17 protein-coding genes are annotated in these 16226 nt (G+C 55.4%); 6 read left to right on the forward strand and 11 right to left on the reverse strand.

From position 1 onward, the window contains the following. Window positions 1-23 precede the first annotated feature (23 nt). The gene (locus tag ACZ5ZS_RS04265) at window positions 24-1091 is read left to right on the forward strand and encodes a GHMP family kinase ATP-binding protein (RefSeq protein WP_188597113.1); all 1068 of its coding nucleotides are present in this window, start codon (window positions 24-26) and stop codon (window positions 1089-1091) included. A 234-nt stretch (window positions 1092-1325) separates the two neighbouring features. Here the strand turns inward: ACZ5ZS_RS04265 and ACZ5ZS_RS04270 are convergent, their stop codons facing one another. The 3 genes from ACZ5ZS_RS04270 to ACZ5ZS_RS04280 form a co-directional block, all read right to left on the reverse strand. Continuing rightward, window positions 1326-2321 (reverse strand): AAA family ATPase, encoded by a 996-nt coding sequence (locus ACZ5ZS_RS04270; protein ID WP_075059316.1) that lies wholly within the window; start codon window positions 2319-2321, stop codon window positions 1326-1328. Window positions 2322-2507: 186 nt separating this feature from the next. Further along, window positions 2508-3323, reverse strand: a complete 816-nt coding sequence (locus tag ACZ5ZS_RS04275; protein WP_188597114.1) for a tRNA pseudouridine(38-40) synthase TruA — start codon at window positions 3321-3323, stop codon at window positions 2508-2510. A 401-nt stretch (window positions 3324-3724) separates the two neighbouring features. After that, a complete protein-coding gene (locus ACZ5ZS_RS04280; protein WP_188597115.1) occupies window positions 3725-6037 on the reverse strand; it encodes a hypothetical protein in 2313 nt (770 codons plus the stop codon). A 138-nt stretch (window positions 6038-6175) separates the two neighbouring features. Here ACZ5ZS_RS04280 and ACZ5ZS_RS04285 point away from each other — a divergent pair, with 138 nt between their 5' ends. From ACZ5ZS_RS04285 to ACZ5ZS_RS04295, 3 genes are read left to right on the forward strand one after another with little or no spacing between them, the layout of a single operon-like run. Beyond that, complete coding sequence (locus ACZ5ZS_RS04285) at window positions 6176-6727, forward strand: class I SAM-dependent methyltransferase (RefSeq protein WP_188597116.1); 552 nt, start codon at window positions 6176-6178, stop codon at window positions 6725-6727. Between the two features lie 27 nt (window positions 6728-6754). Then, window positions 6755-6931 carry a hypothetical protein gene (locus ACZ5ZS_RS04290; RefSeq protein WP_188597117.1) on the forward strand — a complete coding sequence of 59 codons (177 nt, stop codon included), beginning with the start codon at window positions 6755-6757 and terminating at the stop codon, window positions 6929-6931. A gap of 4 nt (window positions 6932-6935) precedes the next feature. Continuing rightward, entirely contained in the window at window positions 6936-7415 is a 480-nt protein-coding gene (locus ACZ5ZS_RS04295) for a hypothetical protein (RefSeq protein WP_188597118.1), read from the forward strand. Here ACZ5ZS_RS04295 and rdgB read toward each other — a convergent pair. The 6 genes from rdgB to ACZ5ZS_RS04325 form a co-directional block, all read right to left on the reverse strand. After that, window positions 7372-7935 carry an RdgB/HAM1 family non-canonical purine NTP pyrophosphatase gene (gene rdgB / locus ACZ5ZS_RS04300; RefSeq protein WP_188597119.1) on the reverse strand — a complete coding sequence of 188 codons (564 nt, stop codon included), beginning with the start codon at window positions 7933-7935 and terminating at the stop codon, window positions 7372-7374. The genes ACZ5ZS_RS04295 and rdgB overlap by 44 nt on opposite strands. Window positions 7936-8082: 147 nt before the next feature. After that, complete coding sequence (locus ACZ5ZS_RS04305) at window positions 8083-8829, reverse strand: thioredoxin family protein (RefSeq protein WP_188597120.1); 747 nt, start codon at window positions 8827-8829, stop codon at window positions 8083-8085. A gap of 43 nt (window positions 8830-8872) precedes the next feature. Continuing rightward, on the reverse strand, window positions 8873-9229 hold the full coding sequence (locus ACZ5ZS_RS04310; RefSeq protein WP_188597121.1) for a hypothetical protein: 357 nt from the start codon (window positions 9227-9229) through the stop codon (window positions 8873-8875). A 36-nt stretch (window positions 9230-9265) separates the two neighbouring features. Then, a complete protein-coding gene (locus ACZ5ZS_RS04315) occupies window positions 9266-10234 on the reverse strand; it encodes a sugar kinase (RefSeq protein WP_188597122.1) in 969 nt (322 codons plus the stop codon). 36 nt (window positions 10235-10270) lie between these two features. Beyond that, window positions 10271-11782, reverse strand: coding sequence for a phenylalanine--tRNA ligase subunit alpha (gene pheS / locus ACZ5ZS_RS04320; protein WP_188597123.1), 1512 nt, complete (start codon window positions 11780-11782; stop codon window positions 10271-10273). A 33-nt stretch (window positions 11783-11815) separates the two neighbouring features. Beyond that, the gene (locus tag ACZ5ZS_RS04325; RefSeq protein ID WP_188597124.1) at window positions 11816-13711 is read right to left on the reverse strand and encodes a S9 family peptidase; all 1896 of its coding nucleotides are present in this window, start codon (window positions 13709-13711) and stop codon (window positions 11816-11818) included. A gap of 94 nt (window positions 13712-13805) precedes the next feature. Here ACZ5ZS_RS04325 and ACZ5ZS_RS04330 point away from each other — a divergent pair, with 94 nt between their 5' ends. After that, window positions 13806-15251, forward strand: a complete 1446-nt coding sequence (locus tag ACZ5ZS_RS04330; RefSeq protein ID WP_188597125.1) for a V-type ATP synthase subunit B — start codon at window positions 13806-13808, stop codon at window positions 15249-15251. 64 nt (window positions 15252-15315) lie between these two features. Continuing rightward, the gene (locus ACZ5ZS_RS04335) at window positions 15316-15525 is read left to right on the forward strand and encodes a ribbon-helix-helix domain-containing protein (RefSeq protein ID WP_075060320.1); all 210 of its coding nucleotides are present in this window, start codon (window positions 15316-15318) and stop codon (window positions 15523-15525) included. Between the two features lie 66 nt (window positions 15526-15591). Here ACZ5ZS_RS04335 and ACZ5ZS_RS04340 read toward each other — a convergent pair whose 3' ends face one another. Together ACZ5ZS_RS04340 and ACZ5ZS_RS04345 are read right to left on the reverse strand one after the other, a co-directional pair. Further along, window positions 15592-16086, reverse strand: a complete 495-nt coding sequence (locus ACZ5ZS_RS04340) for a hypothetical protein (RefSeq protein ID WP_188597126.1) — start codon at window positions 16084-16086, stop codon at window positions 15592-15594. Continuing rightward, the gene (locus ACZ5ZS_RS04345) at window positions 16071-16211 is read right to left on the reverse strand and encodes a hypothetical protein (RefSeq protein ID WP_188597127.1); all 141 of its coding nucleotides are present in this window, start codon (window positions 16209-16211) and stop codon (window positions 16071-16073) included. Before ACZ5ZS_RS04345 ends, ACZ5ZS_RS04340 begins: the two co-directional genes overlap by 16 nt. Window positions 16212-16226 lie beyond the last annotated feature (15 nt).

Genomic DNA, 16226 nt, shown 5'->3' on the forward strand with positions numbered 1-16226 from the left:
TGGAGCGAGATTCATCTCAATACATGAAGTCGCGAGCGCCGGGCAGGGTGGACTTATTTAATACCCACCAGGACTATAAGGGCTTGCCAGTAGTGCCCGCCGCCATTAATTTGAGGACCGAGGTGGAGGGGCGGGAGGCGCCCGGCCGCGTCAAGGTCGAGTCGATGGATTTGGGGGAGCGGGATGAGGTTGACGCCGACAGCGAGTTCACGGGGCGGTGGAGCGATTACGTGATAGCTGCGCTGAGGGCAATGAGGAGGCGGGGCATGCGGGTGGGAGGCGCGGAGCTAATAGTAAGGAGCGGGATTCCAATGGGGGCTGGCCTGGGCAGCAGTTCGGCCTTGCTTGTGGCCATAATCAAGTGGTTCGGTGCCTCGCTTGGCGCAGGGCTGACCCGGGGGGAGCTGGCCGAGCTGGCGTTTGAGGCGGAGAACGCGGAGCTGGGCATTCCCTGTGGGAGGCTGGATCAATACGCGTCGGCCTTTGGGGGATTAATAGCGTTGGAGACCAGGCCGCCCTACTCCGTCGAGGAGTTAGGGGTTAAGGACTTGAGCCTAGCCGTTGTGGACTCCGGGGTCAAGCATAGGACCTCTAATATCCATTCGGAGAGGCAGAGGGAGTTGAGGGGGGCATTGAGGGCATTGGGGGAGGCAATGGGCCGTAACCTAGATTTCCCATTGGATCGAGTGGATTGGGACTGGATTGGGAGGGAGGCGGTGGAGTATTTGGACTCGCTGAGCGATGTTCAGCGGCGGAGGATTGAGTTCACGATAAGGATGAATCAATCCACCAAGGCCGTTCTTGTTGAGTTGAGGAAGCCCAAGCCATCGCCGAGGATAGTTGGGAGGGCCATGAACGAGCAGCACGAGATGTTGAGGGACCTATACGACGTAAGCATTCCAGAGATAGAGGCTATACGAAATAAGTTAATTGACTTGGGGGCCCTAGGGGCTAAGCTGAGCGGGGCAGGCATGGGGGGAAGCGTGGTGGCCCTATTCGAGGACGCCGCCGCTGCCGCGCGGGCTGTGGAGGGGGTGGGCAGTAGGTCTTGGGTCGTCTCAGTAGAGCCTGGAGCCGATGTGATCCCCTAAGCCTTGCCGTTTGCTATGGGTCGAGCCCTCTCTTCACGTGTCGCATCGCCCGCGTACTTCATGGCAGGGCAACCAGTATCGGCATTTACCTGGGAATCAATAGAGGCGTGCTTTGATCAAGAATGCCGCCAATATAGTTAATGGGTTTTTGTCTCAGTTTGATCTTGCTGCAATAATATAATGCACTTGAACTGGGCGCATGTTTTCTTGGCCCGGGCGGAGCTTTTAAGTCGCCTAAGGAGGAGCGAGGATCTTGTATATGGGATCTATTAAGCTATACTTGGCGTTTTCTTTCCTGGCTATCTTTGCATCAACTAAGTGCTTTAACGCGTTGTTAAACACCGCATCTCTAATTTCCTTCCCTCCGAAACTCTCGGTGAGCCTCTTTAAGTCCTTCCAACCTATTTCCTCAACTAAGGCTAAGGCCCTAATTATGAGCCTCTGGGTCTCGCTTAGCTGCTTTAATTCTTCTTTGATTAAGTTTTTTGCAATGTTCAACACCAATTCCTTGGCTCTCTCGTGAGAATACCCTAGTCTCCTAAAGTTACCGTAATACGTTAACCAGCCTTGGATTCCTCTATATGTTCTCACTGCGTCCTCTATTTCGGATTCTGAGACGTCGAAACCACAAAGTCTTGATCCCGTCCTTAGAAATTCCTTACTGAGCTCCGCGTTGAACGGCTTGACTTCTATCTCAACTATTGGCCTGCCTTTGAAAGAATTCCCCACCTTTTTTCCTCTCCCTTCCCCTGTCAATGTCTTCGATAGTCCTATCATTGACCCGGAAAAAGCAAATCTTACCTGGGAGTTATTATAGGAGTTTGAAAGTAAGGATATAAACCATGGAGTCACTATGTTCTGGGCTTCATCTATTAGGATGACTGCATCGCCTAGCCTATTGAGGAGACTTTGTATCCCGTTTACTGGCTTCTTCTCAATTTCAACTCGTACTACCCTTAGGTCGATTTCTACCTTTAATTGAGTTGAATTTACCATCAAGCTCCCCAATTCTTTTAGACTCCTAATCCCTGAGGCATCGATGTAGATTCCGTTAATTTCTTTGCTCACTATTTTTAGTATGGAGGTTTTTCCAGTCCTCTTAGGGCCTATTATTAGGGGCCAGAGTTTCCCTTCAATTAGTTTTTCTACTTCATTTATCACATCGTCATTATCAAAGAAGTCCCTCCTATCCGTCTTAGGATACGGGTCAAATATTTCACAAGTAGCCATATTAGTAACTAATAGGGCTATTTTTATAAGGATTTCATTTGGAAGCAGGGCGAATTCGACGTTATATTCATGTTGCATGCATTTTCCTCTGCGATGTTTCAGTGGAAAAATAGCTATATTAGTAACTAATAGGGCTACCGGCAACGGAAAAACGGTCAAATTGCATTCGTGTAATGAGGAATGAGACTAGGGTCTCAGGTCTCCGTCCCAGTACTCATACATTGCACCTCGCAGAAGTAATTCGTATGAGGCGCTCATCGCATTGATTTCGGCCAGCCTGCTCCTCAGATATCTAGTGAAGTATGAAAGCGCTGCCTTATCGATTGAGAAGCCAGGCTGATTCTCGTATTTAACCGCCTTAAGAACCAAGCCATGTGGTTGATGGGGAGGCATTGGGATGTTTTCCTCTGTATCTATTGTTCTCCGCAAGAAATCTACGCCCAGCACGCCCCTTCCAGCCATTAATATGGCATGCATTATCTTCCTAAGCATCTTATTACGGAAGCCGCGGCCCTTGAATTCCACACTGATAATCCCGTTAAACTCCTCCACATTTATCTCATGCATTTCAACAATGGTGGGACTGCCATCCCTAATCATGTAATTCCGAAGATCGTGCCTGCCGACGAATGCGGCCGCGGCCCTTCTCATCAACTCCAGGTCCTCCCCCATGGATGGAGAGAAGTAGAGGTAGGTCCTCTGCATTGCCCTCCTGGGGTTGAAGCTGGGCGGTACCCTAGCCGCTCCCCATACCCTGACTTGCCGGGGCAATTTTGAATTTATCAACCCGGTTTTCAACTCATCGTTCAAGTTCACCGCCACCACGTTCATCAACGCGGAGACCCCGGGATCCGTGCGGGACGCCTTATCTAGTCTCACCGGCGAGCCATTCAGCCTAGAGAGAACCCTTGTAATCACGTGCTCCACGCTTCCCCTGCCTCCCGAGAATCCGTTGAACGCGGATCCATCATACATAACCAAGTAAGCCATCCTGACGACCATCGATACCCAATAGCTGGAAGCCATTTAGCTCTATCCTCGCTTGGAGCATGTGGAAGAAAGTCTCCTCCCTCAACTAAGAAAGACCAACCCCCGGGGGAGTCTCAATATCCCCCGCTTGGGAACTCTTGGTGACTTGCCATGGGGTTCAGCGTATCTCAACCATTATCCAGGCGGGATGGCTATTCTCATCCATGAGGACCCAGGAGGAGCGGGCAGCGGAAACGTGAGGGTATTGCCTGCATGGAAGTGATTAACGAGGGATCCGCTGGGCGATCTCTTCTCTCACCGCGGATGATAGTGAATCATATGAATTGGAAAATATCATGGATTTGAAGAAAAATCCATTATTTTTAGCTCAATAATCGATGTATTTTTACTACATTCAATTAATAGTCATTAATTTATCCTCCCCAAGTATATGATGGCGGAGGCGCTGATGTAGTGGAGGTGGTGGTAGATGTAGTGGAGGTGGTCTGAGACATTGTAGTGGAGGTACTCGGCGGCATTAATTGCTCCAGGCTCAGCACCCATGGAACGGGCTTCAGGAACGTTAGATTTACGATCAATCCCTTGCCCGTTATTATGGGATCCCTGAATAGGTAGGTATATGCGCCGTTCTTCTCTCCCCAGGTCCACATTGATGAGTTGACCGACGGCGCCTCTATTACGGTTATGAAGGGCTGGGTCGCAGTGTCGCTGAACGTTACCTGGCCGTCCACGGCGTAGGCAAAAACAAGCGCAGGCAATTGGCCTGGGGCTGGAGCCGTTACGCTGCTGGGGGAGTAGAATATTACAGAGAAGTTATAGTACTTCAGAGTGGAGCTCTGCGTATTTATGTAAGTTCCCGGCTGTATCACAGCTATTATATTACCTGCCTGAATCACCCCGCCATCAGTCCCATTCACGGCGAAGGAGTAGGCGGATATGGGCGTCAACCCGAATGCACTGGAGATCGGCACTTGAACGGCGACCGGGGCCTCGCCCAGCGGTGTCTGGGACGACTCGAACACCCAAATCACCGGCTTGAAGAACTTATCATTCACAATCACGCCATTCCCATATATCCACTGGTCTGGGAACTTATATGAACCGCCCACATAGGTAGATCCATTAAACGAGCCGCCGAACCACGTCCACGACGTCCACGTGTCTGGCGCGAAGGCCACCGTTATAACGGGGCTAGGCTGCTTCGCTGAGTTGACCAGCGAGTACTGGGGCGATATTTGGCCGTCCACTGCGAATGCGAATGCGTAGAGCGGCGTCAAGCCCGGCTCCGGCGCGTATACTGCCTGCATGCCTAGATCCACTAGGGAGAAGTTGTATAGAGATTCCAGCGTGCCGTTGGGCAGCTCGGCGTACGTGCCTGGCCTCACCACGGCGATGAGGTTGCCGAGCCTAATCACGGCGCCAAGGGATGCATTGACGGTTACCGTGCGCTCCCCGACCACCGTGAATGTTGGGGTGTTCAGGTTGTAGTACAGGGTATCGCCGGCCAACGAGGCCTCCGTTACGTTCCAATCCTGGTACGTTATTTGCCATTGAGCTGCAGTTGAGTTGTACATCAACACGGTAGTTATAGATGCATGGAGATCATATATTGCGGGGAATCCCGCCTCTCCCTTGTTGACGAATCCTATGAAAACAGTGTCGTTTGCCGTGACCACGGCCTCCGTGCCGTTTGGCTGCAGGGCCACGCTCACCATGGGCGAGACCGCGGTTCCATTGGGCAATAGGTTCTGGGCGTACTCGGCTACGAATATGAAGTAATTATCCCAATTGCCGAAGAAGTTCTCTATCGAGGCGAGGCCTGAGTAATTGCCTGGCTTCAGCGCGGGCGGTAATTGGCCTGCCACGCTCAGCGTTGCCGTGGGCGCGAATGACTGCGATAATTGGGCTGGCGGCAGCTCAGCCCCGAGGCCGTTCAACTCGCTTAGGTATGTCTCCAGGGCTTGGTTTGCCTGCATTGAGTGTTGGGACGGGTATCCTGTTATGACCGCCGAGGGCGGCAACTCGTTCCCTGTCCATGATAGGCTCGTTATGAGGAACTTTCCGTTCACTAGCTTAATGATTATTGTGTTGGATGCATTGAAGACCTGTAGGTAAACTGGGTCCTGGGTTGGGGCCACGAAGAATTGAACCACAGCCGACACGGAAAACGTTGAGTTACCGATCCTCGCCACGTTGGGAGGAGCTGTTGTGTAGAAGTACACCGTCTCGTAATTGCCGAAGAAGCTGGATAACCACGTTGAATTAAAGGACGAATACGAGTAGGTTCCAGGGAACGGCGAGCCCAGCACATTAGCTGTGAAGTTAGATGATAATAGCGGAAGCACGTCGGATGGATTCTCTATGGCAATTCCATCCCAGAACTGAAAAGCGACGTCGAGCGCGGCTCCCTCTGCGTATTGCTGGGCCATTTCTGTCAATCCGCTAGATGATAATTTCTCATATAATCCCAGGTACGTGGTGTAGTTCCTCTCCGCGTTGTTGTACAGCGCCATGTACATCGCCTCGTACTTGCTTGCATTGAAGTACAGGGATTCGTACTTGCTGGCGTTGGCCTCCGCTGCCTGCAGGGATGACTTGTACATCTGTATGGAGGAGTTTAGCGATGATACCTTGGCCGACGCCGTTGAGTATTCATAGAAGCCCACCGCGGCCACCACTAGTAGGGCCACGGCTAGGGCCGTTAATCCCAGGGTCTTTGTGTCCATGTATTGGAATAATGGATTTCAAATTATAAGGAATTTTCAATATTTATTGCAATTTTATTATAATTCTTCGTAGCAATGCAATAATTATCGCGGCGAGTCGGGGAAACATTTTAATAACTTAGGAATCCGATATCGATTATGTTCCATGGAAGGCATGGAGCGCATTGGGGATCATTTAGGTCGCCCGAGTTAGAGAAGCTGATAGAGGAGACAATGAATCACGTCGAGGCCGCCGCCGACTTGGGATGCGGGGAGGGGCGATTCTGCGGGGTCCTGTCTAGGCACGCAGATAAGGTGTACTGCGTGGATGCCGATGCCGACGCAATAGAGGCCGCGCGGGGATCCGCCGCAGGCGGCAACGCGGTCTTCCTGGTGGAGGACGCGGGTCGAACCTCGATACCCAGCGGGGAGGTGGGGGTTGTATTGATGGTTAATTCATTCCACGACATGCAGGACAAACGCGCCGTGGCGAGGGAGGTCTACAGGATACTGCGGGACGGGGGTAGGGCATTGATAATAGAGTTTAAGCCGGGCGTCGGGGGCTTTGGCCCGCCTTCCTGGATACGCATGAAGCCGGGGGAGGTGGCCGAAATACTTGGGGAAGCCGGGTTGAGGCTGGAGCGCATCGATGAGGTGGGCAATCAAAACGCATTGTTGTTTAGAAAGCAGGCGGGGGCCGGCAACGTTTAAATCCAGCGGCGCCGCCGAGCGACAGGGATGAGGACTCAAACATGCGCTGCATGTGGATCCGGCAAGACCATGGCCATAATAGGGGGAAAGCCGTACTGCTATGGATGCGCATCCAAGGTGATACTCATGCATAACGTCAAGTTCCTTAGGAACTTGAAGAACGAGAAGTTAATACCGAGCCAGCTCCAGCTTCCCGAGGTGTGAGCCGGTGAGGCCAATCATAGGCTTGCTGGCCGTCGTGGCAGCAATGCTGGCCGCCGCCGCGGTGCTCCACGCCGGGTCCATTGCCTGCAACGTGGCTACTTCCCAGATGAATTACACAATAATAATCCCAGCCAATTCCACGCTCATCTTGTACGGGCCGCATCAAAGCATCAGCGGCTGCGTTAAAGCCAACATAACCCTCAATGAGTGGAGCAGCATAATAATAATAGCCAAGGATTCACGGTACGTGGAGATGAGGCTGCCCAGGGGGGAGTACCCGTACTGTTACCCGAACAACGTGACGCTAGCCGATGGTTACTATGATGAGGCAACGGGGGGAGCGGGCACTGTGTGCACGATACACGGCCAGTCCTCTCTTACCCTTTATAGGATAGCCGCCGGGATAGAGGCCGGCGCGGCGGTCATGTTGCTGGCATTCTTCATAGTGCTCCTTCTTTCAATAGGCGCTCGGCGAGGCGGCTGAAAGCGAGGGCCCTATGGGAGTACCTAGACTTCTCCTCAATGCTCATCTCGGCGAAGGTACGGCCACCGCCTAGCGGGGAGAAGACCGGGTCAAATCCAAAACCAGAGGACCCCCGCGGCTCCTCAGTTATGACCCCATCCACTGCTCCCTCCACTATAAAACGCCTCCCGCCCACGCAGGCACCCACCACTGATTTAAAGGTGGCCCGCCTCTCCTCCCCGGCTACTCCTTGCATTAATTTCAACAAGCCCCTCACCCCTATGGTAGAGTAGGCGTAGGCCGCGTAGGGCCCTGGGAAGCCGTTGAGGGAATTCACGAATAGTCCATCATCCTCCACCACCAAGTTATTCGCCTCCATGCATAGATGCGATAATGCGTACTCGACTATCTCAACCAAATCACCGCTCTGTATCTCTATTTTCCTGAGCGGGGATTGATTAATGGATATGCCGAACCTCTCCAGAACAGCGGAGGCCTCCTTCACTTTATTTCTATTGCCGGTGGCGAACGATAACTCCATGCTTGTATAGGCAATTTAATGGAATTAAATCAATTGCGGCTAGCCCAACCGCGTTGCGAAGCATAGGCTTCCCGGGACGGCGTGGATCAGAAACCTAAAGCGGAAGGCAAACGCATTAAGGTAAATGAATTTATTTTTTGTTTGTTTTTATTGACTCGGCTCAGCTCCGCTGTACTCCAACACCTTCTTGAGCAGCTCCGCCTCCGGCGGGACGCCGACGAACTCCACGTTACCCACCTCCTGATCGACGGCCCTTAATGCGACGGTCGGAACGGCGCTGACGGAGTAGGCGTCAGCTATGTCCGGCGCCTCGTATGCCTCCACGTTCAACGCGATCACCTTGCCCCCGCTGTCGTGGGCGAACATATTGGCGAGCAGAACGGCGTAGGGGCAGTAGGGGCAGGACGGGGTGACCACCGTTATCACCTCCACCTTCTTTGCCTGGGACTCGTTTAACTTGCTGAGAGTCTCCTTGGTCTTCTGCCTCAAGCCTGTCTTCCCGGTGGATAGCCTCGTTATCGTCTCAATGAAGGCCCTCACCTCCTCGCCCAGCGGCGCCCCCACGTACCTGATGGAACCGCCATCCAGCAATATGGCTGGAACCCTATTCCCAGCTAGTCCGAACTTATCGAAGCTGGCCTTGTCCTCCTCATAGGCGTGCTTATTGACTATTAGCTTGCCTGGAGGCGCGAGCTCCACAAGCAGATCTAGCAATTCCTGGGTGGGGACGCACCAATTGGTGTCCCGCTCCTTGCAGGCGGCGCCCACGAAGAACTCCGCCGTTACGGGGTTAACCATCTGGGAGAGTATTTCCTTAATGGTGGCCTTTGTATCATCATCCACCTCTATATGAACCTCCTCTGCAGCGGGAGGAGTTATCGGTGTAGCCGACATAGTAAAAAATGCATGACTCTGAAGATTTAAAAACCTTACGTGTCTATGAATTTCTTCTGCCGCTCCTGGACTTTCTACTCCTACGCCCCCTCCTCCCCCTGCTCTTCCTACGCTTCTTGCCCCGCCTCCTCGACGGCTTCCTGGCCTCCCCGGCCAATCCCTTTATGTCAACGTCAAGCATTGAGAGAACCCTATCACTTAGGAACTTGATGAATTGATCATCCATGAACGACCTATCAATCGTCACCACGCTAGCAACGGAGTCGCCTAGCCCAGCGAACTCCAAGCCAGTCCTCTCCTTCAACTTCTTGGCCAGCATGGAAGCGCTGACATCAGGCCCCAGCCTTATCCTGACCACCACGGCATTCCCATCCACCGCAACCTCGGGGGTGAACGACACATTGGAGTCGATTAGGCGGGCTTAATATTTTTTCCTTCACCTAAGATCTACATCTCCCCCAAACCCCCTGAGGAACACGTCTATATCTCCCTCCCTGGGGAGATTCTCCTCATCCCCTCTCACGGTCACCACCATGGCGGCCGCCGCGGATGCCCTAACCATTGACTTCCTCAACCCCATGCCCTTCAACATTGAGGAGAGAAAGACACCGACATACGCATCCCCAGCCCCTATCGGGTCCTCGACGGGCACTTCAAATGCATTGACTCGCTCCTCCTCTCCATCCCACCTAGCCACTGAGCCCCTCCTGCCCAGCTTCAGCACTACCTTCGTTAACCCAAACCTCCTCTCCGCCTCCCTGAACGCCGCGTCCACCCCCTCCGCGCCCAGGATCATGGAGGCCTCCTCCTCATCCATGAAGACGACGCCGGCCTTGGCCATTGCCTTCCCCACGACGTCGACCGCCTCATCCATGTTCCTCCAAAGCTTCCTGCGTATGTTGAGGTCCAGGGACACCAGGGCCCCGGCCCTCCTTGCTTCATCCATTGCCAGCATCGCCGCCGACCTGGCCGACTCACTTATAGCCAGTGTTATGCCAGTCGTGTGGAGGACCCTGGACTCCCTCACGTAATCGCGATCCACGTCCTCCTCGGATAAGAACGACGCCGCCGAGCCGTGCCTATAATAAACCACGTCGCTGACTCCGGGCACTGGGTACCCGCGCTGGACGAAGTAGATGCCAGTGGGGTGCTCGCCGTCCATCACGACTCGAGAGACGTCCACCCCCTCGCCCCTCAGCCAGTCCCGTATGAATAGGCCGAACTCATCGTTTCCCAGCCTAGTTATCAAGCCGCTCCTCATGCCGAGCCTCGCGGCCGCCACGCACACGTTCGCCTCGGACCCCGTGGAGTGCTTCTCGAAGTACTGAACGTGTCGAAGAGGGCCTCGGGTGACCGCATTTAATTGAACGAGGGGTTCCCCCACGGCGACTATATCCATGGGCATTGCCGTTAAGCCGCGGCCCGGTTTTAAGCGTGCCGCCTACGCCATTGCCCTCAACGCCCTAACCAGCCTATCCCTGTTCCGCTGGAGCTCCTCAACATTGGCTGACATCAAATCCCGTATGTCGTTTATTCCCATTACTACCATGGCTAGCCTATCCACCCCCATCCCGAAGGCCAACACCCTGGACTCCCTGATGCCCAGGGGAGCCAACACCTCCGGCCTGAACACCCCGGTACCCCCCACCTCTATCCACCCCAGCTCCCCGTGCAGCATGTATATCTCAGCGCTGGGACTGGTGAAGGGGAAGTAGGAGGGCCTGAACATGACCTTCCTCATGCCCAGCCTCCTCGCGAACTCCTCGTGGAACCCCAGCAAGTGCTTAAACGTGAGCCCCCGTCCAACCATTATGCCGTCGGCTTGATGGAACTCCATGGAGTGCTTGGCGTCCAGGAGCTCCGGCCTGAACACCCTATCTATCGTGAACGACCTGTACTCCCCATCGCCCCGGGACGCCAGCGACCGCACGCTAACCGCCGTGGCCTGGGAGCGAAGCACCAGCGAGAGGGCCTTCTCCGCGCTCCACTTATACCTCCAGCCGAGGGACCCAGTGCCGCCCCCATCCTCGTGAACCGCGGCGACCTTCTTGAGCAGGTCCTCGGGCACGCCGTGGCCACGCGGGGCATCCACGAAGAACGTGTCGTGTATCTCCCTGGCCGGGTGGTCCTGGGCCTGGAACAATGCATCGAAGTTCCAGAGCTCCAGCTCAACATATGGACCGTAGGTCTCCTGGAACCCCATTGATTCATAGATCTCCTTCAGGAAGTCTATGAACTCGCCGTAGAAGTGACGGCCGATGGGGAGGAGAATCGGCGTTGGGACGGAGGGGTCGAACTCCTTCAACTCCACCCTACGCCACTCCCCGCTGCGAATCAATTCGCTGGTTAACGCCGTCACCAGCCTAGCCGGCTTTATTGCGCCGCTTCCCAGCAACTCCGTCAACATGCTCGTTGGCTTTATTGTTATCACGGACCGCTCCCTGCGCCTCACCAAGCCCCTCCTAATCAATTGGGGCAGGTCGTCCACGACGGCCCCGCGAGCCACGGATTCCAAGGCGGCCCTGACGGGGTCCCCTCCCGACCCGCCGCGCAGCGTTACGCGGCCGTTGATGACCTCTATGAGGCCTAGCCTGGCCGCGTTGCTTATGGCTATCCCGACCTCCCCCTCCAGCAGCTCGACGCCGACCTCCCTGGCCCTCCCCGCCACCTCGTCCGGCCTCGGGGAGCAGCGGCACGCCGCGAGCAACTTGACTAGCCTGGCCTCAGGGGATCCAATGCTTAAATACCTGCGCCCCTCCTCCGTCAATTCATAGGTGGACTCCACCGCCTTATCCACCTCCAGCAGTCCCCTTGATGAGAGCTCCATCACTGTCCGCATCAAGGAGCTCGGCTCCACCCCCATTTCCCGCGCGACGTCGTCAAGCCTTGCCGGGCCCTTCGACGCCCTCATCAATATATTGAACGCCAGCTCGGTTACCCTCAGCTCATCCACGGAGGCAAGCCACGGCTCCGCTTTAATGCATTGCTATTTATTCAAGTGATCGATGAACCAATCCATTATCTTGGTCAGCCTATCCACCCTGTGAAGGGGCTTGCCTGTCCTGCTTAGGTCGTGGTTCTCGCCGGGGAAGAGGACGAGGCGAGCGGCCTTGCCGTTGTACCTCAACGCTGTGAAGAACTGAATTGCCTCTCCCACGTAGCACCTATAATCCTCCGTGGAGTGGATTATCATTATGGGCGTCTCCACTGACTTCACGTAGGTTATTGGTGACTTCTCGAGGAACTTGGATTGATTACCCCACGGATCCGAGGAGAGGTCCCCGGCCACGTGGTCGTTCCCGAAGAAGAACCCTATATCGCTGGTGCCGAAGAAGTGAAGCCAATTGCTTATGGATCTCTCGCTGATGGCTGCCTTGAACTTATTGGTGTGCGTCACTATCCAGTTAACCATGAAGCCACCATACGATCCCCCTATGACGCCGATCCTGGATCGATCTATGGGGAACTTCGACGCCGCGTAGTCCACCCCCTCCATTATATCCATGAAGTCCCTCTCCCCGTAGTGGCCGCGTATATCGGCGAACGCCTCATCGTACCCAGCGCTGCCGCGGGGATTCATGTAGATGACGGCGAATTCCGAGGATAATAGGTGGAACTCGAACATGAAGGCGTTGCCGTACATGGTCTTGGGCCCTCCATGGATCTCCACGACGGCCGCCCGCCTCCCCTCATTCGCTGGGGACATCATGACCCACCCATCTATCGCGGCGCCGTCGCTGGCGTTGAACTTGAAGTGGGTGGGGCGGCTCAATTGAAGCGAGGACGTGACTCCATCATTGAACGACGTCACCCGCCTCGGCTTTCCAGCATCCATTAGGAACAGCTCGGCGGGCGCCGCGGCGTCCATGGCAGTGAAGGCAAGCAGTCCGTTCCGCGAGGAGAAGCTCTCCACGCTCCACTCCCCCTCAGTAACGCGCCTCAACCGGCCCAGGGAGAGGTCCAGCCCGTACAGGTTAACGGAGCCGGCCTCGTTGACGGGGAAGAGGGCGAGGGATCCATCGATGTCCACCCGAACGTCGGGCGGGGAGCCCCTCATATCGCTGTTGAGGCTGTTCCCCACCTCCAGGGGGAAATCGCCCAGCAAGTCCTTAACGGATCCATCCAAGTCCACCCGCAGCAGCCTGTTGTGGGTGACCGTTCCCCTATGCAAGTCATTGCCAACGGCGAGCGCTCCCTCCTCGCCTGGGAGCCACGTTATTGACTCCACGCTCAACCTCTCCTTGCTCACGCGCTCCATCCTGAACCCCCTCAACACGTGGATCTCCGTCTCGAAGGGCTTGAGTTCCTGGCTGGATATGGCCAGGATCACGTCGTCAATCACGTCGAACGCCACAACGTCCACGTCGCCGCTCGTTAATTGCTGCACGTCGCCCGTCTCAGCGTCGACTCGGAACAAGTGATTCCTGACCCCGTACGTGAAGCCCCTCCCGTTGAACCATATGGGTATCCGCTCGATCACCTTAACATCCTCGTCCACCTTCCCCACGGGGCCCGTGAAGTATATGAACTTTCCATCCCTGGACCACTTTATGTTTGATATGCCCTCCCGCTTGGCCAGCGGCCTAGCCTCGCCGGCGAGGTTAGCGATGTCCGCCACCATTAACTGAACCCACCTCTCCTCAGGCTTAGCGCCCCTCCTTGAGAGGAACGCAATGCGTGACCCCTCTGGGGACCAGGCGGGGCTGGAGTCGGAGCCGCCGCGCGTGAATTGCCAAGCCTTGGCTCCATCGCTCATCCATATGTCGCTGACGTACTCGTTCTCCCTCATCTGGGTGACGGTGAACGCCGTCAAGCGACCGTTGGTGCGGGCTTGGTGGATTAACTTGAATAGGTACACGTCGTTCGGTTGCGGCCTCCTCATGGGGACGGGGGAACTTAAAGGTTTAAAGCATTGCCGCCTCCATGCATGCGTCCAGGTGCAAAATACTTAAAACGCTTATGTAGGGGGTGGATCCATGCAGCAGATAAGGGGCGTTCAGGGCTATAAGACCGTGAGCGAGGTCAAGGGCCCTCTCATAGTCATCAAGAGAACCAGGAACGTCGCCTACGGCGAGATAGGCGAGGTGGAGGGGCCGGACGGGGAGCCCAGGTTGGTGCAAGTAGTGGAGGTGGGGCCGGACTACGCGGTGGCCCAGGTATTGACGGGCACGCTGGGCTTGCCCGCCCTTGGATCGACGGTGAGGTTCAGGGGCAAGACGTTCGACGTCAGGGTCAGCGAGGACTTGCTGGGCAGGGTGCTCAATGGGAGGGGAGAGCCCCGGGATGGGCTGCCCATGCCTCCGGCCGAGGAGTTCCTGGACGTTAACGGCGAGCCCCTCAACCCGTACGCCAGGGATTACCCGGAGGAGCCCATAGAGACTGGCATAAGCGCCATAGATGGTCTTTACACAATGGTGAGGGGGCAGAAGCTACCCATATTCAGCGGCACGGGCTTGCCGCACAACATGATGGCTGCGCAAGCCGCCAGGCAGGCAACGGTGAGGGGGGCGGAGTCGGAGTTCGCCATAGTGTTCGCGGCGGTTGGGTTGAAGACGGAGGAGGCATTATTCTTCCTGGACGAGTTCAGGAGGACGGGCGCGTTGAGGAGGCTGGTCATGGTGCTCAACCTCGCCAGCGACCCCGTGGCGGAGAGGATACTCACCCCAAGGATTGCTTTGACTATAGCGGAGTACCTCGCCTGGTGGCTGGATTACCACGTCCTAGTCATCCTGACCGACTTGACTAATTACGCCGAGGCTCTCAGGGAGCTATCCTCCTCCAAGGGAGAGCTGCCGGGCAGGAGGGGGTACCCTGGCTACATGTACACCGACCTAGCGTCCATATACGAGAGGGCCGGCAGGGCCCATGGGAGGAAGGGAAGCGTGACGCAGTTCCCCATACTAACCATGCCCCACGACGACATAACCCACCCAATACCCGACCTGTCCGGCTACATAACTGAGGGGCAGCTCGTCCTGTCCCGCTCCCTGTGGGGCAGGGGGATATATCCGCCCTTCGACGTGTTGATGAGCCTCTCCAGGTTGATGAAGGACGCGATAGGCGAGGGGAAGACGAGGGAGGACCATAAGTACGTCGCGAATCAATTGATATCGGCTTACGCGAGGGCATCCGACATAAGGAACCTGGCTATACTGGTGGGGGAGAACAACCTAAGCTGGAGGGAGAGGAGGTACTTGAGGTTTGCCGGGGAGTTCGAGAGGAGGTTCATATCGCAGGGGTACTACGAGAGGAGGAGCTTCGAGACGACGCTCGACATAGCCTGGGACGCCTTGAGCATACTGCCGGAGGATGAGTTGACCAACGTGCCGTCAGAGGTCTCGCGGAGGTACTACAGATCGCCCATATTCGAGTCTGTCAAGGATGAGGGGACGCAGGGCAGGACGGCGGCGCCTAGGTCCTGATGACCGTATATACATTTAAGATGAACCACAACGTTAAAAACCGGTAGCCCGGTTTACCTCCCCTATGCCTAAAACCAAGAGCAAGGAGAAGATGGTACTTATATCCGTGCACCTTCCCAAGCAAATGCTGGAGGAACTTGATGACTTAGTAAAGAGAGGGGTATTCCCAAGTCGCTCCGAGGCCATACGCATAGCCATAAGGGACTTAATGATGCGCGAGGACGCGAGGAGCAAGCAGGGAGAGGAGGCGCTTCAATTATTGGTGGGGCGTTGATTTAATCAAGAAAAATAATCAATCCCAAAAACTAAATAATCAATCCTTATCGAGTCCCGGGATCAATTATTGACCCTCTGACTGCGAGAGGAGGGATTTGAACAGTTCTACGCCGAATTGATTATCCACCCCCACGTGGTTCAGCATGGCTACGTATAGGTTGAAGGGAAGCGAGCCCGCCAGTATCGTCCTGACCAGGAAGTACTTGGCCGCCTCATTGCCGCACAGCTGTATGGCGTACATGGCCTCCAGCGTTGTGAAAGCCGCCCATATCCCTGGATCCACGTTGAACTTGGAGAAGATGCTCATGACGGATTCTATGTACGCCTCCACGCTGGGGTTGCTCGTTACCGACTTGCTCATTTCCTGTATCTTCTCAAACTTGGGGGCCAACTCGTCCACCGCGCCGGCGATCTCCGGCACCAGCATCTTGAGCGCGGCCAGGGCGTTTCCTGTTATTGTAGCGAGGTTCTTCAATATGCAATCCGTGGGCTTCACGCTGATGGCGGTCTCTATTAATTTGGCGGTGCTCTTGACGAGCGCCTTCACCTGCTCATCCATGAATTAACCATGATGGATACATGGATTAATAAGCATTCCCCCCTCTCCTCCCCATCTCTTTCCCTGCCTTCCCTTACCTCCCCACGTTCCACCGACGGGACGCTGCCCGACAGTGTTTTAAGCACGGCGGACCGGCTTTG

This window comes from Thermocladium modestius (assembly GCF_055398215.1).

What these genes read in the sequence shown, in the direction of transcription:
- ACZ5ZS_RS04325 (WP_188597124.1), bottom strand. Translation starts at nt 13,711, where the DNA reads ATGAGGAGGCCGCAACCGAACGACGTGTACCTATTCAAGTTAATCCAC.
- ACZ5ZS_RS04330 (WP_188597125.1), top strand. Translation starts at nt 13,806, where the DNA reads ATGCAGCAGATAAGGGGCGTTCAGGGCTATAAGACCGTGAGCGAGGTC.
- ACZ5ZS_RS04315 (WP_188597122.1), bottom strand. Translation starts at nt 10,234, where the DNA reads ATGCCCATGGATATAGTCGCCGTGGGGGAACCCCTCGTTCAATTAAAT.
- ACZ5ZS_RS04270 (WP_075059316.1), bottom strand. Translation starts at nt 2,321, where the DNA reads ATGGCTACTTGTGAAATATTTGACCCGTATCCTAAGACGGATAGGAGG.
- ACZ5ZS_RS04335 (WP_075060320.1), top strand. Translation starts at nt 15,316, where the DNA reads ATGCCTAAAACCAAGAGCAAGGAGAAGATGGTACTTATATCCGTGCAC.
- ACZ5ZS_RS04305 (WP_188597120.1), bottom strand. Translation starts at nt 8,829, where the DNA reads ATGTCGGCTACACCGATAACTCCTCCCGCTGCAGAGGAGGTTCATATA.
- ACZ5ZS_RS04280 (WP_188597115.1), bottom strand. Translation starts at nt 6,037, where the DNA reads ATGGACACAAAGACCCTGGGATTAACGGCCCTAGCCGTGGCCCTACTA.
- ACZ5ZS_RS04275 (WP_188597114.1), bottom strand. Translation starts at nt 3,323, where the DNA reads ATGGTCGTCAGGATGGCTTACTTGGTTATGTATGATGGATCCGCGTTC.
- ACZ5ZS_RS04290 (WP_188597117.1), top strand. Translation starts at nt 6,755, where the DNA reads ATGAGGACTCAAACATGCGCTGCATGTGGATCCGGCAAGACCATGGCC.
- ACZ5ZS_RS04265 (WP_188597113.1), top strand. Translation starts at nt 24, where the DNA reads ATGAAGTCGCGAGCGCCGGGCAGGGTGGACTTATTTAATACCCACCAG.
- ACZ5ZS_RS04340 (WP_188597126.1), bottom strand. Translation starts at nt 16,086, where the DNA reads ATGGATGAGCAGGTGAAGGCGCTCGTCAAGAGCACCGCCAAATTAATA.
- ACZ5ZS_RS04285 (WP_188597116.1), top strand. Translation starts at nt 6,176, where the DNA reads ATGTTCCATGGAAGGCATGGAGCGCATTGGGGATCATTTAGGTCGCCC.
- rdgB (WP_188597119.1), bottom strand. Translation starts at nt 7,935, where the DNA reads ATGGAGTTATCGTTCGCCACCGGCAATAGAAATAAAGTGAAGGAGGCC.